We start from the raw sequence: 18,027 nt of genomic DNA on the forward strand, positions 1-18,027 counted from the left end.
GCCAGGTACCCACCCGGCCCGGGCCATCACCAGATGGCAATGTCGTAGGTCAGGTACAAACGGTTGCTGTCTCGCCCCCGGGCAAAGTCAGAGCGGTACACATAGTTGCGCAGCTTTACCCCCAGCCCCTGCAACGGGCCGGCCTGCACCACATAGGCCAGTTCCGCGTCACGCTCCCACTCCTTGATACCGGCGGCACCCGAGCGGCTATTGTCTCCGCTCAGGTAACGGGCCATGAACGTCAGCCCTGGCACACCGGCGGCAGCGAAATTGTAGGCATAGCTGGCCATCCAGGTCTGTTCCTGTTCCTCGACGAACTTGCCGATTCCCACGTTGCTGAACGAATACACCGTCGCACCGCTGATGTAAGGCAAGCCTGCTTCACCATCCAATACCTGATAGCCCGCGCCGACGGTATGCCCTGAGTGCGCATAGGCCACCTGCCCGCTGAACATGTCGTTGTCGATGGGGCCAGCGTAACCCGCTCCGCTGTCCCGGCTCTTGAAGTAACGAAGGTCCGTGGTAAACACTCCGCCAGCCAGCGGCAAGTCGTGGACCACACCAACGAAGTCCTGGCGGTAAAAATGCTCGAGCTGGCCATGGAAGTAGCTCAGGCGCAGTTGTTTGCTTACGGCATAATCGGCCCCGGCAAAGGTGAAATCGCCCGCCTGCCCACCACCATAGCCATCCAGGTAGAGCCCGGTACTGTCAGACGAGTCGCGCTGTTTGAAGCGGTCCAGGTGGCCGGCAGTCAGCGCCAGCCCGGCGATATCGGTGCTGGTCAGTTGCGTGCCTTGATAGGTTTGCGGCAACAGCCGCGCATCGTTGTAGACCAGCACCGGCGTCCTGGGCAGCAGGGTGCCGTGCTTCACTACGGTCTGCCCCATACGCGCCTTGGCCGTGATCCCCGCGCTGGCAAACGCGTCAGCCGCACGCCCGTCATCGTGTACCGGCAAAAGCCCCGTCCCGCTGCGCCCACGGCCTGAGTCGAGGCGCACGCCCAGCAGGCCAACGGCATCGAAGCCCACGCCCAGGGTGCCCTGGGTAAAACCCGACTGGTAGTCGAGCAGAAAACCCTGCGCCCACTCCACCCGCTCGCTTTTGGCGCTGGCAGCGGCGCGGGCACTCATGCCCTGTTCATCACGGAAGTTCTCGTTGAAATAGACATTGCGCAGCTGCAGCTTGAGCTTGCTGTCATCGACGAATCCGCCGGCGCCGGCAACAGGCAGCCAGCCGCAAAGCAGGCCACAGGTGGCCCCACGGAACACAGCTCGGGACATGATCGGTACTCTGTTGTTGTTGTCAGAATGAGCAGTAAATGAGCGCCCGGTAGCGCCTAGACGAAGAAGGACAAGGCTCCGGTAAGCAGTGCCAGCGCGGTGATCACCAGGGAGGTCAGCACCGCCCATTTCACCGTAGCTTTCTGAAAGTCACCGATGTCACGGTCGACCATGCCCACCAGCAGCAGGGTCGATGCGACCAACGGGCTCATCAGATGCACCGGCTGCCCCAGCACCGAAGCGCGGGCGATTTCTACCGGGTCGATGCCATACGCCGCCGCTGCGTTGGCCAGGATCGGCACAACCCCGAAGTAGTAGGCGTCGTTGGACAACACGAACGTCAGCGGCATGCTGGTCAGCGCCACCACCAGCGGAAACCAGTGGCTCCAGGCTTCGGGGATCCAGTCGACGAGGGTCTGCGCCAGGGCGTCGACCATTTTGGTGCCAGAGAAGATGCCGGCGAAGATACCTGCGGCAAACACCAGCAGCACCACCGTCATGGCATTTCCCGAATGGGCGAGGATGCGTTCTTTCTGCAGGTCCAGCTGCGGATAGTTGATCATCAGCGCGGCGACAAAGCCGATCATGAACAGAATGGCGGCATGCATCAGCCCCAGCACCAGTGCGGTCATCACGGCAATCACCAGCACCAGGTTCACATAGGCCAGGCGCGGGCGCTTGTGCGGGTTGTCGCCGAGGATTTCCTTGATGTAGCAGTTGCCACCACCGGACTCCAGGGCAATGTTGCCGATCCGGCGGCGCTCGGCGCGCCCCAGCAGGAAGGCGGTGAAGACCACCCAGGCGGCGCCGCCGATCATGGTCGGCAGCATCGGGATGAAATACTCCGTGGCGTCCAGCCCCAGCGCGGCAATGGCGCGGGTGGCGGGCCCGCCCCAGGGGCTCAGCCCGCTCATGATGCTCAGCGACAGCATCGACACGGTGGCCAGAACCATCGGGTTCATGCCGATCCGTTTGTACAGCGGCAGCATGGCGGCACAGGTGATCATGTAGGTGGTAGTGCCGTCACCGTCCAGCGCCACCAGCAGCGACAACAGTGCGGTGCCGATGGCAATCTTGATCGGGTCGCCGTTGACCCGCTTGAGGATCTTGCGGATCAACGGGTCGAACAGGCCGGCGTCGATCATCAGGCCGAAGAACAGGATGGCGAACAGCAGCAAGGCCGCCGATGGCGCGACCATCTTCAAGCCGTCGAGCATCATCTTGCCCAGCTCGGGCGCGAAGCCGCCGACGACAGCGAAAACGATCGGGACTACGGTCAGCGCAACGATTGGCGACAGGCGCTTGCTCATGATCAGGTAGGTGAAGGTCACCACCATGACCAGGCCCAGGAGTGCGAGCATGGTATTTCTCTCTTGTTTTTATTGTGCGTGGCCACCTGCCGGGCAGGCAGCCCCCTGCCCGCCCGGCATCGCTGTGATGCCGGGCGGGCGTTCAAGTCAGGTTGGGTATAACGCCGTTCAGACGTGACGGCGTGGTTCTGCGGGCCAGGCCGGCTGTTCGGGTTCGACTGCAGCGGTTTGCGCCGGCTGCTCGCCGTCCAGGGTTCGCAACAGTGTTTGCCGGTCACAGGCGTTTTCCGACAGCGAAATCACCACGGTGGCCACCGCGTTGCTGGCAAGGCTGGTCAGCGCGCGGGCCTCGGACATGAAGCGGTCGATGCCGATCAGCAGGGCCAGGCCGGCAAGCGGGATGTCGTGGATCACGGTCAGGGTCGAGGCCAGGGCCACGAAACCGCTGCCCGTCACCCCGGCAGCACCCTTGGATGACAGCAGCATGATCGCCAGCATGGTCAGCGTCTGCCCAAGGGTGATATCGATATTGCAGGCCTGGGCGATGAAGATGGCTGCCAGCGACAGATAGATGGCCGTGCCGTCGAGGTTGAATGAATAACCGGTCGGCAACACCAGGCCCACCACGCCTTTCTTGCAACCCAGCTTCTCGAGCTTTTCCAGCATGCGTGGCAGCACGGGCTCGGTCGAGGAAGTACCGAGCACCACCAGAAACTCTTCGCGAAAGTAACGCAGCAGTTTCCACAGGCTGAAACCATTGGCACGGCAGATACCGCCCAGCACCACCAGCACGAAGAACGCGCAGGCGATGTACAGCGTCCCCACCAGCTTGGCCAGCGACCCGAGCGAGGTAATGCCGTACTGGCCGACGGTAAACGCCAGCGCACCGAAGGCGCCAATCGGGGCGAAACGCATCAGGTAACCAAAGATGCGGAAGACCATGGTGGAAGCGGATTCGAGTACATCCAGCACCGGCTTGGCTTTCTCGCCCATCGATGACAACGCGAAACCACAGAGCACGGCGATGAACAGTACCGGCAACACTTCGCCCTTGTTGAATGCGCCGATGAAGGTGTCGGGAATGATGTGCATGAAGAAGTCCACCACGCCCAGCTTGGCTGCCGAGGCCGTGTACTGGCTGAGGCCTTCGGTGCTGAGGGTGGCAGGGTCGATGTTCATGCCTGCGCCAGGCTTGAACAGGTACACCGCCGCCAGCCCGATCGTCAGGCTGACCACGGTCAGGCCCAGGAACAGCAACAGGGTCTTGCTCATCAACCGCCCCAGCGAGCGCTTGTCGGTCATGCCGGCGATGCCCGTGACGATGGTGCAGAACACCACGGGGGCGATCATCATCTTGATCAGCTTGATGAACGCATCACCCAGCGGCTTGAGGGCCACGGCCTGTTGCGCCCAGAAGTGCCCAACCACCACGCCCAGCAGGACGGCGCAGAGGATCTGGAAGTACAGCGATTTGGCGAGTCTCATGAGGCATCACCCATTGTTGAAATTGTGCGGATGCGCTTGTTGCGAATGTGCAGGTTGGATAACGGCCTGTGCCTACCCCGCCAACCTGCGGAATGTAGGGGCGTAAACGAAGCCTGAGAAGAGCCGCCGGGCAGTTCGTACCACCGATGCCTGCAGGGTCTTGCCATCAGCACCACTGCGCGACAGCGCAACGTCGATACCGCCGCTCGGGTGTTCCAGGCGCACCTCGGTCAGTTGCCCGGCGCTTTCGCCCAGCAGGTCGCCTATCACGGTGCCGGGGCTGACGCTGGCAGTCGCCAGCCCGACCGCACCGGTGATTGCCAGTGCACGGTGGCAGCTGTGCGGCATGAAATAGCGAACCTGCAGGGTGCCGTCGTACCGAGGCTCGGACACCAGCACCGGCTTGGGTATCACCATGCCACTCACATCACCCAGGCCCATGGCCTTGCCGGCCTTCAGGCGCAGCGCTTCAAGGCGCTTGAGCAGGGGGCCGTTGGCGTCCAGTTCGGCTGGGGTTTCCGACCCGGTGATACCCAGTTGGCTGGCCGCTACAACCATCATGGGCATGGCCATGTCGATGCAGGTGACCGGCACGCCGTCGATGACATCTTTAGCCTGGCCAGTAGGGAACAGCTTGCCCGTCTTGCTGCCGACGGCGTCGAGGAAGGTAATGTGTACCGGGGCGGCGGTACCGGGTACGCCGTCGATGGCGGTGCGGCCTTCATAGCGCACGATACCACCAGGTGTTTCCACCAGCGAATTGACGAAGGTACCGGTGTTCAGGTTGCGAATGCGCACCAGCGTCTTGCCTTCCTGGCCTTTGACCAGCCCCTGTTCGATGGCAAACGGGCCAACGGCGCAGAGCATGTTGCCGCAATTGGGTGCGGTGTCCACACGACGCTGGGCGACCATGACCTGCACGAACAGGTAGTCGACGTCGGCGTCGGCATGCAGCGAGGGGCTGACGATCGCCACTTTGCTGGTCTGCGGGCTGCCGCCACCGATGCCGTCGATTTCCAGTTCATGACCGGAGCCCATCAGGTTGATCAGCAATTCGTCGCGTTCGACCACATTGGCAGGCAGGTCCCAGGCGTGGAAGATCGGCCCTTTGGAGGTGCCGCCGCGCATGAGGACGCAAGGAATTCGTTGCATGATTTCGCACTCTTGTTGATCAATGGGCATCATTGATGCTGTGAGCAAAAGAGTGACAGGCATGGATAAATCAATCCAATGCAAATATCGTAGCCATTATTGCGACTCACAAAATAATCGCGGAATGTTCGCCGGCAGGATTCGCTATGGAATATGAGCTTCAAGACATTCGATCTTTCGTGAAAATCGCCGAACTTGGCAGCTTCCACGAAGCAGCAGAGGCGCTGCACTTGTCCCAGCCAGCGCTGAGCCGACGGATCAAGAAGCTGGAAGAGGGCCTGGGCACCTCGTTGCTCGAGCGCACCACACGTCGGGTCAGCCTGACCAGCGTGGGCCGCGATTTTCTGCCCAAGGCCAGGCGCCTGCTGGATGACTTCGAGGACTCGATCCTCAGCATCCGCGAACTGGCCGAGCGCCAGACCGGCCAGGTCACCCTCGCCTGCATCCCGACAGCGGCGTTCTATTTTCTGCCGTCGGTGATTCGCGACTACAACCAGCAGTACCCGAAAATCCGCATTCGCCTGCTGGACCTCAGTGCCAATGACGGGCTCGAAGCCGTGCTGCGTGGCGAGGCCGATTTCGGCATCAACATGATGAGCGGCCAGCACCCTGACATCGAGTTCGTCTCGCTGGTGCAGGAGCATTTCGTGCTGGCCTGCAGGCGCGACCACCCGCTGGCAAACCGTGAAGCCGTGACCTGGACCGAGCTGGCCGACTACCGCCTGATCGGCGTCGGCCGCCTGAGCGGCAATCGCATGCTGCTGGACCACGCGTTGTCCGGGTTGAACCTGCGGCCCAAATGGTTCTATGAGGTGCAGCACTTGTCCACTTCGCTGGGCATGGTGGAGGCCGGGCTAGGGGTGTCGGCCATGCCCAGCCTGGCAATGCCCAGCGCCGACCACCCGACCCTGGTCAGCGTGCCGCTTAACGAGCCGCAGGTGACCCGAACGCTGGGGCTGGTCTATCGCCGCGGGGCCTCTTTGTCACCTGCAGCGGAGAAGTTCGTGTCGATCCTGTTGGAGAAATGGCCCAACCGCTAGAAGCGCAGCCGGGTTGTGGGGCCAATGCGCCCCCTGTAGAAGCGGGTTCACCCGCGAACACGGGCGCAGCCGGTGCCACACCCCACGTCGCCAGCCTGGCGCTCAGTCGCTCTTGCCCAGCACATACCGGTCAAACTGCTCGATATGCTCATCCAGGTTGTCCTCGAGCATCATCCGGTACTGATCGCAGAAATACTTCAGCAGCTCCTCCCGCGCGGCACCCAGCTCCGCCCCGGATTTGAAACTGCGGGCGCTCATCCAGGCATTGAAGCGCGCCGCACCAAAGGTCAACGAAGCACTCACCTTGCCCAGGTCCTCGAGTTTTTCGATCTGCTGGTTCGCCAGTTCGATATGCGCGTCGGCGCGGTCATAAAAGGCCTGGTCGGTAATTTGGGTCATTGCGCTTCACCTTGTTGCGAGAGTCGAACCGGGGGCCAAGCCTTGCATGTCGCGGCGCATACGTGCAAGGCTGAAAAAGGATCACCCATTACAGAAAAGGAAGCAAAGCACCTTATGCTTGGAATCACACGTATCCATCGCTATTTGCGCCCACTGCCTGCAAAACGTATTGCAGCCAGTGGGCGTGACCTTAACGGCAAACCAGGCGCACGCCTGGCCTCGAAGCTCGCAACACTCCTCTGCACGCCCCGCTCCGCCCCGCCTTACCTGTGCGTCACGCCTGAGCGCCCCCCTGTCGATCGTGTCCCTCCTACCTGACTGCCAACGCGGCAGCTCACACGCCATGCCCGCTATTCACAGGCGGGATGTCTGACACGACAACAGAGGCAACACCCCCATGCTTTTTTTCCACGGTAAACGCATTTTCAGCGCCATCTTCGATATGGACGGCACCCTCTTCGACACCGAGCGTTTGCGCTTCAAGACATTGAAGCAAGCCTCACTCGAGATCTTCGGCAAGGCCCTGGGCGAGCACACCCTGATCGGCTCGCTGGGCCTGAGCGCGAAGAAGGCCGAAGCCCTCGCCAAGGCGCACAACGGTGAAGACTTCCCTTATGCGCAAATCCGCCAGCGCGCGGACGAACTTGAGCTGGAGTACGTGCGCAACCACGGCGTCCCGATCAAGGCGGGCTTGCTGGAGGTACTGGAGCGGCTGCGCAAGTCGGGGCTGACCATGGCAGTCGCCACCTCCAGCCGCCGTGCCATTGCCGAGGAGTACCTGATCAACGCCAATGTGCTCAAGTACTTCGACATCACCGTGTGCGGTGATGAAGTCAGCCAAGGCAAGCCCCACCCGGAGATATTCCTCAAGGCCGCCCGCGCACTCAATTGCGAGCCTGACCAGTGCTTCATGGTCGAAGACTCGGAAAACGGCATGCTTTCGGCCATCCGCGCAGAAGGCCAGGCCATCCTCATCGAGGACATCAAGCCGCCCGCGCCAGAAATCAAGGCCGGCGCACTCAAAGCCTACCGCAGCATGCAGGAGTTCCTGGCCGACTTGAGCGAGTGCGTACCCGACCTGGGCATGCCAGCGCTGAGCGAACCCTTCCCGGCTTCGTTGAACCAGTTCCGCGTGGGCATTCATGGCTTCGGAGCCATCGGCGGCGGTTACCTGACGCAAGTATTCTCCCATTGGGACGGCTATACCCGGCCTTGCGAAATCATCGCCGCCAGCCGCTCGCGCATGCTGCGCGAGAGCGTCAGCGCATTTGGCCGCTACAGCGTGCGCTACGGTGCGACTTCGTTCGACCAGACCATCGACAACGTGCGCATGATCGACATGGACGATGATGCTGCCGTGATCGACATGTACAACGCTGCCGAAATCATCGGCCTGAGCCTGCCCGAACAGGCCATCCGCAGCCAGGCCAGGGTGATTGCCCAGGGCCTGCTGCAACGCTTTGAACGCCGTGGCCGCGAACTGACCCTGATGATCGTGCTGAACAAGGTAGGCGGCGGCGCCTTTGTGCGCCGGCACGTTGAAGCTGAACTGGCGTTGCTGTGCCCTCCGGCAATCAGCGAGCAGGTCTTGCAGAAGACCCATTTTGCCGAAACTGTGGTCAGCCGCATTGTCTCCAAACTGGGCAACGACGCGTTGGTGCGACAACTGCGCATCAAGTCGCAGATGTTCAGGAACAGCCTGGAAGACGAACCTGCCGTCACCCGCAAGCCCGCTGCGGCCCTGCCTGAATACGAACGGCTGATTGGCCATTTCAGGCCCTTTGCCCAGCCCAGCAGTGCGATGAACCAGCTGCATCTGATCCTGTTCAACAGCGAACCCGACATGCCGCTGTATGTAGAGCACGGGAGCGAGCTGCTCGAACGCCTGCGCCAGGTGACGACAGTGCCTGACATCACCCAGATCCAGGTCATCAAGAACCGTCTGTGGAACGGCCCGCATGCCATCGTTGCCTGGTATGCAAGCCTGCTGGGCCACGACTCGGTAGGCCAGGGTATGGGTGATGCACGCGTCAGCGAACTGGCCGAACGCCTGATCCGCCAGGAAGTCGGGCCCGCACTGGTGGCGCAATACCCGCAGATGGCGCAGGTGGTGGACCGTTTTGCCAACACTTTCCTGGAGCGCTGTACAACCTCGTTCAAAGACCCTTGTGCCCGGGTGGGGCGCGACCCGTTGCGCAAGCTTCAACGCAACGAACGCATCTTCAGCAGCATCGACCTAGCACGCAAGCACGCCATTGAAACCCCGGCACTGACCCTGGGTGCGGCGCTGGCCATTCATCATGCACTACGCTGCAAAGATGCAAGAAACCTGGAGGCTCAGGCGATCAGGCAGGTGTATGCGGACAACGATGGCAGTGTCGAGGCCGTGCTGACCCATGCTGGCAGCCACCACGGCAAGCGTTTCCCAGGGCTGGACCCGATCAGCGACGCGCAACTGATCAGCGCCATTGCCACGGCCTTCCGGCAGTACCCGCAGGAGGCTGCAACGAGCAGGCGAGACGACCTTTGCGTAGGTGCATGACCTATTGATGTAGCGGACAGGCTCTGGTGCCTGCCAGATAATGTTTATACAGGCTTCACCGGGGCTGCTTTGCAGCCCGGGTCAAGCACTGCCATCAAGCAACAATGCCGCGAGTTTCGCCAGCTCGAACCGACCAACCGGATCAACACCGTCTTCCATCATCCAGGTTGCCGACAACCCTGCCCACGCCAACGCCCATTGCATCAGTCTTTGCCGATCGATATGGGCAGCCTCGCAGATGATCCCGACTTGCTCTTCCGGGCTATGGGAGACTTTCAGCATGGCCGGTATATCGCCATGGCGAACAGGTAACAATTGGCCATTGAGCGATGCGAAGGGATCACCGTCGATGGTCAGCGCCCATACCTTCAAGTACCGATCAAATACTGAGTCGTTCAATTTTGCGTTTTCGCCCCTGTCAGTTCTGGTTTCCCACAATTGCCGCAATCAGCACCTGAACTTCACAAAAACAAGCTCAGGGTCGCCCTCATCCAGGTTTTCAACCTGGCCACTGCCGATGAAACCGAGTTTGCCGAGCAGCGCCTGCATTGGCAGGTTCGACGCGTTGGTCGAGGTGAACAGCTTGGCGCCGAGCGACCGGGATTCCAGTTCACGAACGATGGCTGCCCCTACGCCACGGCGACGTGCCGAACCCAGTACCACAACCAGCGGGATGAATTCCTGCCCGAAAAATGAGTGGTCCAGTACGCCGTAGCCCAACAGCAGCTCAGTATCGTCAGCATCCGTTGCCACCCAGCACTGGCCGCAAGCTACCGCACGGGCAATGAACTCCCGTCGGCTTTCTTCGCGCTGCGCGATGACATCAAGATCAAAAAGCGCATCAAGGTCGGCTTGCCAGGCAAGCCGCACAGGTGATTCGAGAACCATTGCTTCACCGTATAGACAGGTCAGGGAAAAACCCGATCAATCGTGTCACGATTGACAAGGTTCAGTGCACTGGAAAGTAGCCTTTTTTGATCGGTCCAGCGGACTATCAGGCAGCTGCGGTTCTATGGCTTTTCCTAGGTAAATTATTTTCAATCAGACGACCAGAAACTGTGCCGTAGGTAAGAGTTTCGCTGCACAGAAATATATCAATTAACTCGACAACATAAGCTCCAGACAACTTGTAGGAAAAATCTGAATTTCTTTTCAGGCCACTTGATCGCCTTTGGCTGGTGTTAGGTTTTTAACCTCAACCATGCACAGGGAATTTGTATATGCGCGTCAGCCTAGAGGGAAAAGGTCAGGCAGTAGATGGTGATGTCACCACAACGGGCGCTGTCTGTATTGCGACGGGGCATGGTTATCTGGATGAAGGCCGAATGGTGCTCCGTGAAGGCGACCACACTACGCCATGTCCTCGTTGTGGGCAGGTGGGAACTGTCGCCGAAGGTGTGGAGCACTTCATTTCCGATGGCCAGCGGGTGGCCATGGACGGTGCGCTGGTTGTCTGTGGCTGTTCGCCGGGCAGCAACCGGGTGGTCGCGCCGTTGTATGAAGCACCGTCGTCTCTGCATGCCATTGCGGGGCGTGCCAATACTCACTTTGCCGAGCCCTCACCCACGGTCTACCCCGAACGCATTTCACAACCTGTGATAGGCGCATTGCCCGATACGCTGGAGCCTGGCTTCTACGTAGTCCCTCGACGCATGTCGTTCCCTCAGGTGCTGCTGCAACTGGCCGAGCACGATGCCACGTTGCCGATTTCCCGGTTGCAGCGACTCAACCCGACGTTTGCACAAGGCTTCAAGGCCGGGGAAATCTTCGTTATCGGTGATCCTGACAACGGCAATGCCTGCACGCGCGAAGAGGGGGCACTGATGGCAGCAGCGCAACATGCACGCCGCGCACTGGAGGTACTCGACTTCGCTGAAGCGGATTTCATGATGGATCACCAAGCTGAAATCGCCGGGTTGCTCAGTAACGCCAGCCTGTCCATGGGGGTGGGCAAGGACATGCTTGATCAAGGTTTGAAGCAGGTGAGTCATACACTGACGAGTATCGAGCAGTTGCACCAGCGGGAGTTCATGCGCCATGGCCACTTGAACAGCCCGGGCTTTTTCGCTGAACGGCGGCGCCTTCTGCAGCAGCTGGATGGACAGCTGAAAACAGCATTTCTGAACAAACAGTTGGGCCTTGGGAACTATGAGCGTTTGAGGAAGAGCTTGAATATCTCCACCAAAAGCCTCGTGCACCATTGGTCGAAAGCAGGCGGACCGGGGCAGATTCCCGGGTATGCGACTCATCTGGATAAGGTGGCGCGCCTAAGCAAGTACCTTGGATATGGAGGATATGCAGCAATTGGGGTGGGTGGGACTTCGTCCTACCTGAAAGTCCAAGAGGTATGTCGAGCCGGAGAAACCGAAGCTTGCAAGATGGTGCGACTCAGGGAAACTGGAAGTTTTAGTGGGAGTATTGTTGGTGGTGCTGCGGGAGGCTTCATCTCCGGGCTAGCTGTCACTTCAGTCTGTGCGGCTTTCGCTATTGGCACAGCAGGCATTGGGGCTCCAGTGTGCGGCATTGCTCTTGTCGGAGCTGGTTCGATGGCTGGGGGTTTGGCTGGCGAGGCTGTAGGGGAGGTGCTTGGAGAAAAGATCCATGAATTCATCGCTGATTGATATCAATAGTTGGCCACTGACAATCCAGCTATTTTTTCTAGCGGCGCCATTTGCTTTGAGTGCTATTGGCCTGACAGTAAGCGGCTGTGTTGCATGGTCTAGCGAGTTTGAGGTTCTTGATAGCTCTATTCGAACCAATGCCTATTTAGAGCAGATGAAGCGCTTTTTGGGGACCACTACCTACCGATCGCGATGGATGGTGGTCTGTGCTGTCAGCGGCCTCCTGACCTTTCCTCGTTTTCATTCAAGAATAGGCGTTGTTGATGCTGATGAATTAAAGGCTTTTCCTACAAGGCTGAGACGAAAGTTGGTTTTTTCGAGCTGGCTCATACTAATAGGCATAGCGTGGCTAGCGGTCGCCTATGTGATGGTGAGTCATTAGATCGTTACCCCTTCGTGAACTCTCGAAAAGGGTGTAGGCACTTAGCACGTCAGACCCGCATTCGCGGGTCGTCCTCCTTTTGCCCGACCGATCGTTGACGCTTCCTTGCCGCTCCCCTCCCCTCACATGACAGACACCAGCGATGACACATCGCTTGCATATGACACAAAGTGTCATTATGATCGCCGTGTGTCCTGACGACCCCTACGTCGCTCAGCCCAGAACCGCCCCACTCCGGCAGGTACCCCCATGACGACCACCATGCACACCCCCAAGGACCAGTTGGTCAAACTCGCCCAGCAGCAGATGCTGACGGCGCTGGCCGACAACACCTACACCGCACGGCAAAAACTCGCCCTCACCTGCCGCATCCTGTTTGACGGCGGCCATGACTCTGGCCTGGCCGGGCAGATCACCGCACGTGCGCAGGAGCCTGGCACCTACTACACCCAGCAACTGGGTCTGGGCTTCGACGAAATTGCTGCTTCCAACCTGCTGGTGGTGGACGAGGACCTGACCGTGCTGCAAGGCCGTGGCATGGCCAACCCGGCTAACCGCTTCCACAGCTGGCTGTACCGCGCCCGCCCCGACGTCAACTGCATCATCCACACCCACCCGCTGCACAGCGCGGCCCTGTCGATGCTGGAGATGCCGCTGGCGATCTCGCACATGGACCTGTGCCCGCTGTTCGATGACTGCGCATTCCTCAAGGAATGGCCCGGTGTGCCAGTGGGCAACGAAGAAGGCGAGATCATCGCCAACGCGATCGGCAACAAGCGCGCGATCCTGCTTTCCCACCACGGCCTGCTGATCGCCGGCGGCTCGATCGAAGAAGCCTGCGTGCTCGCCCTGCTGTTCGAGCGCGCGGCGAAGATGCAGCTGCTGGCCATGGGCGCCGGAGAAATCCGCCCCATCCCTGAGGCACTGGGCAAGGAAGCCCATGACTGGATCTCCACCCCCAAACGACATGGCGCCGCGTTCGGCTATTACGCCCGCCGTGCCTTGCGTGCCCACGGCGACTGCCTGGGCTGATCGAAGCTGTACTCTTTTCCTCAACAACGGCAAAGGTGCCTGGTCATGTCTACACCTGTAATTCGCGGCGTCATCGGCTACACCATCACTCCCTTCACCGCAGACGGCACGCTCGACCTGGAGGCCCTGGGCACGTCCATCGACCGCCTGATCGCCGACGGCGTACACGCCATTGCACCACTGGGCAGCACAGGCGAAGGGGCCTACTTGTCCGACAGCGAATGGGAAAGCGTGGTGCGCTTCAGCCAGGCACGCATTGCCGGGCGCGTGCCCAGCGTGGTCAGCGTCTCAGACCTGACCACCGCGCGCACCGTGCAACGCGCCCGCCTGGCCCAGACCTGCGGCGCCACGGCGGTGATGGTGCTGCCTATTTCCTACTGGAAGCTCACCGAAGCCGAAGTGATCGCCCACTACAAGGCGATCGGCGCGGCCATCGACATCCCGATCATGCTCTACAACAACCCGGGCACCAGCGGCACCGACCTGTCGGTGGAGCTGATCCTGCGCATTCTCGACGAAGTGCCAAATGTGACCATGGTCAAGGAAAGCACCGGCGACATCCAGCGCATGCACCGCCTGTTCACGGCCAGCGACGGCCAGGTGGCCTTCTACAACGGTTGCAACCCGCTCACCCTGGAAGCGCTGGTGGCCGGCGCCACCGGCTGGTGCACCGCTGCGCCCAACCTGATCCCGGCGCTGAACCTGGCACTGTGGCAGGCGGTGCAGCAAGGCGACCTGGCCGAAGCCCGGGCGCTGTTCTACCGCCAGTACGAACTACTGGAATACATCACCCGCCGCGGCCTGCCCACCACCATCAAGGCCGGCTTGAAAATGCTCGGCCAGGATGTCGGCGCCCCCCGCCTGCCCCTGCAGCCGCTCGACGCCCAGGGCAGCAGTTGCCTGAAGGGCCTGCTGGACACATTGCGCGGCTGATCGACCTCACCGACGCCTGCGCGGCAGCACCCCGCCGCCGCGCAGCGCCCCGCCGGGAACAGATGAGCCAGAAGCTTCAGGTGTTTCCCGACAAAGGGTCGAGGCATACAGAGCCCGCTGAATCAGCGGGTTCCGTCATTTGAAACCTGCATCCAGCAAACAGAGGCAACCATGGACGCGCCTGCACAAAGCTCTTCAGCACCGCTACGGCTGACAGACATCCTTCACCCCGTGATCGCGGGAATCGTCTCGGTCATCGTCAATTACGGCGGCACCTTCATCCTGGTGTTCCAGGCCGCCAAAGTGGCCGGATTGAGCCCGGAGCTGACCGCTTCGTGGGTGTGGGCGGTGTCGATCGGCGTCGGCCTCAGCGGCCTGGCCTTGCCCTGGTACACCCGCGCACCGGTGATCACCGCCTGGTCCACGCCAGCCGCCGCGTTCCTGGTCACCGCTCTGGCCAGCGTGCCCTACAGCGAGGCCATCGGCGCCTACCTGCTCTCGGCAGCCGGCTTCGTGGTGCTGGGGCTGACCGGGTGTTTCGAGCGCCTGGTACGGGTCATTCCCGCCGGGATCGCTGCCGGGTTGCTGGCCGGCATCCTGCTGCAGTTCGGCATCGGTGCCTTCGCCGGGCTGTCGGTCGACCCGGCCCTGGCCGGGCTGCTGATTGCCGCCTACGTGGCGTTCAAGCGCTTCAGCGCTCGCTACGCCGTGGTGGGCATTCTGCTGCTGGGGCTTGGCTACCTGCTGCTTCAGGGGCAGGTGGGCGTGGCAGCGCTCAAGCTGGAATTCGCCTCGCCAGTGTTCACCGCCCCCAGCTTTTCGCTCAACGCCGCCCTCAGCGTGGCCCTGCCACTGTTTCTGATCACCCTGACAGGCCAGTACATGCCCGGCATGCTGGTGCTGCGCAACGACGGCTTCACCACCAGCGCCAACCCGATCGTTGCGGTCACTGGCCTGGGCTCGTTGCTGATGGCGCCGTTTGGCTCGCACGCCTTCAACATTGCGGCCATTACCGCAGCCATCTGCACCGGCAAGGAAGCCCACGAAGACCCGCGCAAGCGTTGGGTTGCGGGGATTGCCGCCGGTGTCTGCTACATCCTGGTGGGGGTGTTCGGGGTGACCCTGGCGAGTGTGTTCATGGCCCTGCCGGGGACGTTCATTACCACCCTGGCCGGCCTGGCCCTGCTGGGCACCATCGGCGGCAGCCTGGCCAGCGCAATGGCCGATGCCCGCGCTCGCGAGTCGGCACTGATCACCTTCCTGGCGGCAGCGGCCAATATCAGCCTGTTCGGCATTGGCGGGGCCTTCTGGGGCCTGGTCATCGGCCTGCTGGCCCATGCGGCGCTGAACGGCCGCCTTCCTCGGGTCAGCCGCAGCGCCCGTTAAACGGGCCCACTCCCTCAGCGCGCGCCACAGGCGCGCAGCGCTCGACAGGTATCGATATGCCGCGAACACCCAAGCTTCTTACCCAGGTTGCTGCCGTGCACTTTGTCAGCCATGTGCACATCATGCTGATCCCCGCCCTGCTGCCCGTGCTTCCCGGCCTGATGGGGGTCGGCTTCGTCGAGCTCGGCGTCGCCCTGGCGGTGTTCAACATCGTCTCCGCCCTGGTGCAGGCCCCGTTGGGCTATGCGGTCGACCACTACGGTGCACGCAAAGTGCTCAAGGCCGGGTTGCTGCTGGGAAGCCTCAGCTTCGTGCTGGTGGCGGTCAGCCCAGGCTATGGGGTGCTGCTGGTGGCCATGGCCCTGGCCGGCCTGGCCAATGGCGTGTACCACCCTGCCGACTATGCGTTGCTGGCCAAGGGCATCGAGCAAAGCCGCCTGGGCCGGGCGTTCTCTATTCATACCTTCGCAGGCTTCCTCGGCGCGGCGGTTACGCCGGCGGTATTTCTGGGTATCACCGCCTTGTTCGGCCTGCAGGCAGCCCTGGCGACGGGCGCGGCATTGGGGGTTGCGGCGTGGCTGTTGATCTCGGTGCCCGGTAGCGGCGTGTATCAGGTTGCCGGCCCAGGCAACAAAACTGCCGCCGCCTGCGCTGATGCGGCCGGCCGCGTGCGCTTGTTCACGCCGATGATCGGCGTGTTGACGGTGCTGTTCATCCTGCTCAACCTGAGCACCAGTGCAATCGAGAAATTCTCCGTGGCCGCTTTGGTCCAGGGGCAAGGCCTGACGCTGGCCTGGGCCAACACTGCACTGACCGCCTTCCTGCTCTGCAGCGCGGCGGGAGTGTTGTGCGGTGGAACCCTGGCTGACCGTACCCGCCGCCATGGCCTGGTGGCGGCACTGGCCTTCGCGCTGGCGGCGGCGCTGACCGCGCTGGTGGCCCTGGGGCTGCTGCGGGACTGGCCGCTGGTGGTGGTGCTGGGCGCGATCGGCTTGCTGACCGGGGTGATCGCCCCATCGCGGGACATGCTGGTCAAAGCGGCTGCGCCGCCAGGGGCCGAGGGTAAAACCTTCGGGCTGGTCTCTACCGGGTTCAATATCGGCGGCGCCATCGGGCCGGTGGCGTTCGGCTGGATGCTTGACCAGCGGCTGGCCAACGGGGTGTTTGCTGCGTCGATGGTGTTCATGTTGCTGACGGTGCTGCTGACTGTGGCGCAGGAGCTGGCAAGGCGGTGCTCGCCCCAAGAGATGCAGCGCCTGTGAAATCGAGCGCTGCGCGGGTTCCGTCGGCCTGCTCCGGGTACAACGGGCGCCCAGCCACTGCAGCGGAATATCAGGCGAGGCCCAGCGACATGCAGGACATTTCTGTACCCCCAGGTCTCAAGCCTGGATAAATTTACCGGCCGCCATTGGTCGCCACCCCCCCGGATGGATTAAAGTATCACCCCTTGCCAGGGCCGCTGACTTCAGCCGCCTGCGGCCCCACACCAGGAACCGTCGACGATGGAACACCGTGAAGCGCTGATCGCGCTGCGCACCTTTCTTTCCACCCAGATCCTAGGCCAGGAAAAACTGGTCGAACGGCTGTTGATCGTGCTGCTGGCCGATGGCCATATGCTGGTGGAAGGTGCTCCGGGGCTGGCCAAGACCAAAGCCATCAAGGAGCTCGCCGAAGGCGTCGAGGCACAGTTCCATCGCATCCAGTTCACCCCCGACCTGCTGCCAGCCGACATCACCGGTACCGAAATCTATCGGCCGGAAACCGGCAGTTTCGTGTTCCAGCAGGGCCCGATCTTCCATAACCTGGTGCTGGCCGACGAAATCAACCGCGCACCGGCCAAGGTGCAGTCGGCGCTGCTCGAAGCCATGGCCGAGCGCCAGGTCAGCGTGGGCCGCAGTACCTACGACCTGTCGCCGCTGTTCCTGGTCATGGCCACGCAGAACCCCATCGAACAGGAAGGCACCTACCCGCTGCCCGAAGCCCAGCTCGACCGTTTCCTGATGCACGTGAAAATCGGCTTCCCCGACGCCGCGGTAGAGCGACGCATCCTGGCCCAGGCCCGCGGCGAGGCCCTGGGCGGCGAAAGCAAACCCGAGCGCCGGGTCAGCCAGCAGGCCATTTTTGCCGCGCGCAAGGAAATCCTCGGGTTGTACATGGCCGACGCGGTTGAGGAATACCTGGTGCAGCTGGTGATGGCCACCCGCACCCCGGCCAAGTTCGACGCCGAACTGGCCGACTGGATCGCCTACGGCGCCAGCCCGCGCGGCTCCATTTCGCTGGACCGCTGCTCGCGCGCGCACGCCTGGCTGGCCGGGCGCGACTTTGTCAGCCCCGAAGACATCCAGGCGGTGCTGTTCGACGTGCTGCGCCACCGCATCATCCTCTCGTTCGAGGCCGAGGCGGCGGGGATCGACCAGGACCGCGTGGTCCAGCGCATCCTCGACGTTGTCGCCGTTGCCTGAACC

General features: G+C 61.9%; 16 protein-coding genes. 9 read left to right on the top strand and 7 right to left on the bottom strand.

All coding sequences use genetic code 11. The features are described from left to right. Positions 1 to 26: 26 nt before the first annotated feature. The 4 genes from AC5O5R_RS19420 to AC5O5R_RS19435 form a co-directional block, all read right to left on the bottom strand. Complete coding sequence (locus AC5O5R_RS19420) at positions 27 to 1,280, bottom strand: OprD family porin (RefSeq protein ID WP_172286486.1); 1,254 nt, start codon at positions 1,278 to 1,280, stop codon at positions 27 to 29. A 56-nt stretch (positions 1,281 to 1,336) separates the two neighbouring features. After that, on the bottom strand, positions 1,337 to 2,641 hold the full coding sequence (locus tag AC5O5R_RS19425; RefSeq protein ID WP_172229413.1) for a CitMHS family transporter: 1,305 nt from the start codon (positions 2,639 to 2,641) through the stop codon (positions 1,337 to 1,339). A gap of 117 nt (positions 2,642 to 2,758) precedes the next feature. Beyond that, positions 2,759 to 4,075 (bottom strand): dicarboxylate/amino acid:cation symporter, encoded by a 1,317-nt coding sequence (locus tag AC5O5R_RS19430; protein ID WP_172229415.1) that lies wholly within the window; start codon positions 4,073 to 4,075, stop codon positions 2,759 to 2,761. A 72-nt stretch (positions 4,076 to 4,147) separates the two neighbouring features. Next, the gene (locus AC5O5R_RS19435; RefSeq protein WP_172229417.1) at positions 4,148 to 5,227 is read right to left on the bottom strand and encodes a 4-oxalomesaconate tautomerase; all 1,080 of its coding nucleotides are present in this window, start codon (positions 5,225 to 5,227) and stop codon (positions 4,148 to 4,150) included. 146 nt (positions 5,228 to 5,373) lie between these two features. Here AC5O5R_RS19435 and AC5O5R_RS19440 point away from each other — a divergent pair, with 146 nt between their 5' ends. Continuing rightward, complete coding sequence (locus AC5O5R_RS19440) at positions 5,374 to 6,267, top strand: LysR family transcriptional regulator (RefSeq protein WP_172229419.1); 894 nt, start codon at positions 5,374 to 5,376, stop codon at positions 6,265 to 6,267. A 102-nt stretch (positions 6,268 to 6,369) separates the two neighbouring features. Here the strand turns inward: AC5O5R_RS19440 and AC5O5R_RS19445 are convergent, their stop codons facing one another. After that, positions 6,370 to 6,666 carry a DUF3144 domain-containing protein gene (locus AC5O5R_RS19445; RefSeq protein ID WP_172229421.1) on the bottom strand — a complete coding sequence of 99 codons (297 nt, stop codon included), beginning with the start codon at positions 6,664 to 6,666 and terminating at the stop codon, positions 6,370 to 6,372. A 397-nt stretch (positions 6,667 to 7,063) separates the two neighbouring features. Here AC5O5R_RS19445 and mtlD point away from each other — a divergent pair, with 397 nt between their 5' ends. Continuing rightward, complete coding sequence (gene mtlD, locus AC5O5R_RS19450; protein ID WP_494514649.1) at positions 7,064 to 9,208, top strand: bifunctional mannitol-1-phosphate dehydrogenase/phosphatase; 2,145 nt, start codon at positions 7,064 to 7,066, stop codon at positions 9,206 to 9,208. An 81-nt stretch (positions 9,209 to 9,289) separates the two neighbouring features. Here the strand turns inward: mtlD and AC5O5R_RS19455 are convergent, their stop codons facing one another. Both AC5O5R_RS19455 and AC5O5R_RS19460 read right to left on the bottom strand, forming a co-directional pair. Further along, positions 9,290 to 9,607: an aminoglycoside phosphotransferase family protein gene (locus tag AC5O5R_RS19455; protein ID WP_172232796.1), complete on the bottom strand. Its 318-nt coding sequence runs from the start codon at positions 9,605 to 9,607 to the stop codon at positions 9,290 to 9,292. A gap of 48 nt (positions 9,608 to 9,655) precedes the next feature. After that, positions 9,656 to 10,096, bottom strand: a complete 441-nt coding sequence (locus AC5O5R_RS19460; protein ID WP_172232799.1) for a GNAT family N-acetyltransferase — start codon at positions 10,094 to 10,096, stop codon at positions 9,656 to 9,658. Positions 10,097 to 10,428: 332 nt separating this feature from the next. Between AC5O5R_RS19460 and AC5O5R_RS19465 the strand changes: the two genes are divergently transcribed. The 7 genes from AC5O5R_RS19465 (at position 10,429) to AC5O5R_RS19495 (ending at position 18,024) form a co-directional block, all read left to right on the top strand. Next, positions 10,429 to 11,829 carry a PAAR domain-containing protein gene (locus AC5O5R_RS19465; RefSeq protein WP_172231377.1) on the top strand — a complete coding sequence of 467 codons (1,401 nt, stop codon included), beginning with the start codon at positions 10,429 to 10,431 and terminating at the stop codon, positions 11,827 to 11,829. After that, on the top strand, positions 11,810 to 12,211 hold the full coding sequence (locus AC5O5R_RS19470) for a hypothetical protein (RefSeq protein WP_172231374.1): 402 nt from the start codon (positions 11,810 to 11,812) through the stop codon (positions 12,209 to 12,211). The genes AC5O5R_RS19465 and AC5O5R_RS19470 overlap by 20 nt, the downstream gene beginning before the upstream one ends. 249 nt (positions 12,212 to 12,460) lie before the next feature. Then, on the top strand, positions 12,461 to 13,243 hold the full coding sequence (locus AC5O5R_RS19475; protein ID WP_172231371.1) for an aldolase: 783 nt from the start codon (positions 12,461 to 12,463) through the stop codon (positions 13,241 to 13,243). A 45-nt stretch (positions 13,244 to 13,288) separates the two neighbouring features. After that, positions 13,289 to 14,176 (top strand): dihydrodipicolinate synthase family protein, encoded by an 888-nt coding sequence (locus AC5O5R_RS19480; RefSeq protein ID WP_172231368.1) that lies wholly within the window; start codon positions 13,289 to 13,291, stop codon positions 14,174 to 14,176. Between the two features lie 171 nt (positions 14,177 to 14,347). Then, entirely contained in the window at positions 14,348 to 15,562 is a 1,215-nt protein-coding gene (locus AC5O5R_RS19485; protein ID WP_494514650.1) for a benzoate/H(+) symporter BenE family transporter, read from the top strand. Between the two features lie 56 nt (positions 15,563 to 15,618). Further along, on the top strand, positions 15,619 to 16,824 hold the full coding sequence (locus AC5O5R_RS19490; protein ID WP_172232752.1) for an MFS transporter: 1,206 nt from the start codon (positions 15,619 to 15,621) through the stop codon (positions 16,822 to 16,824). A 240-nt stretch (positions 16,825 to 17,064) separates the two neighbouring features. Beyond that, complete coding sequence (locus AC5O5R_RS19495) at positions 17,065 to 18,024, top strand: AAA family ATPase (RefSeq protein WP_172286477.1); 960 nt, start codon at positions 17,065 to 17,067, stop codon at positions 18,022 to 18,024. Positions 18,025 to 18,027: the final 3 nt, after the last annotated feature.

The sequence above is a fragment of the Pseudomonas sp. 8_5_2 genome (assembly GCF_059295255.1).

Coding starts and splice junctions, on each gene's coding strand:
- AC5O5R_RS19420 (WP_172286486.1), bottom strand. CDS start 1,280: ATGTCCCGAGCTGTGTTCCGTGGGGCCACCTGTGGCCTGCTTTGCGGC.
- AC5O5R_RS19425 (WP_172229413.1), bottom strand. CDS start 2,641: ATGCTCGCACTCCTGGGCCTGGTCATGGTGGTGACCTTCACCTACCTG.
- AC5O5R_RS19430 (WP_172229415.1), bottom strand. CDS start 4,075: ATGAGACTCGCCAAATCGCTGTACTTCCAGATCCTCTGCGCCGTCCTG.
- AC5O5R_RS19435 (WP_172229417.1), bottom strand. CDS start 5,227: ATGCAACGAATTCCTTGCGTCCTCATGCGCGGCGGCACCTCCAAAGGG.
- AC5O5R_RS19440 (WP_172229419.1), top strand. CDS start 5,374: ATGGAATATGAGCTTCAAGACATTCGATCTTTCGTGAAAATCGCCGAA.
- AC5O5R_RS19445 (WP_172229421.1), bottom strand. CDS start 6,666: ATGACCCAAATTACCGACCAGGCCTTTTATGACCGCGCCGACGCGCAT.
- mtlD (WP_494514649.1), top strand. CDS start 7,064: ATGCTTTTTTTCCACGGTAAACGCATTTTCAGCGCCATCTTCGATATG.
- AC5O5R_RS19460 (WP_172232799.1), bottom strand. CDS start 10,096: ATGGTTCTCGAATCACCTGTGCGGCTTGCCTGGCAAGCCGACCTTGAT.
- AC5O5R_RS19465 (WP_172231377.1), top strand. CDS start 10,429: ATGCGCGTCAGCCTAGAGGGAAAAGGTCAGGCAGTAGATGGTGATGTC.
- AC5O5R_RS19470 (WP_172231374.1), top strand. CDS start 11,810: ATGAATTCATCGCTGATTGATATCAATAGTTGGCCACTGACAATCCAG.
- AC5O5R_RS19475 (WP_172231371.1), top strand. CDS start 12,461: ATGACGACCACCATGCACACCCCCAAGGACCAGTTGGTCAAACTCGCC.
- AC5O5R_RS19480 (WP_172231368.1), top strand. CDS start 13,289: ATGTCTACACCTGTAATTCGCGGCGTCATCGGCTACACCATCACTCCC.
- AC5O5R_RS19485 (WP_494514650.1), top strand. CDS start 14,348: ATGGACGCGCCTGCACAAAGCTCTTCAGCACCGCTACGGCTGACAGAC.
- AC5O5R_RS19490 (WP_172232752.1), top strand. CDS start 15,619: ATGCCGCGAACACCCAAGCTTCTTACCCAGGTTGCTGCCGTGCACTTT.
- AC5O5R_RS19495 (WP_172286477.1), top strand. CDS start 17,065: ATGGAACACCGTGAAGCGCTGATCGCGCTGCGCACCTTTCTTTCCACC.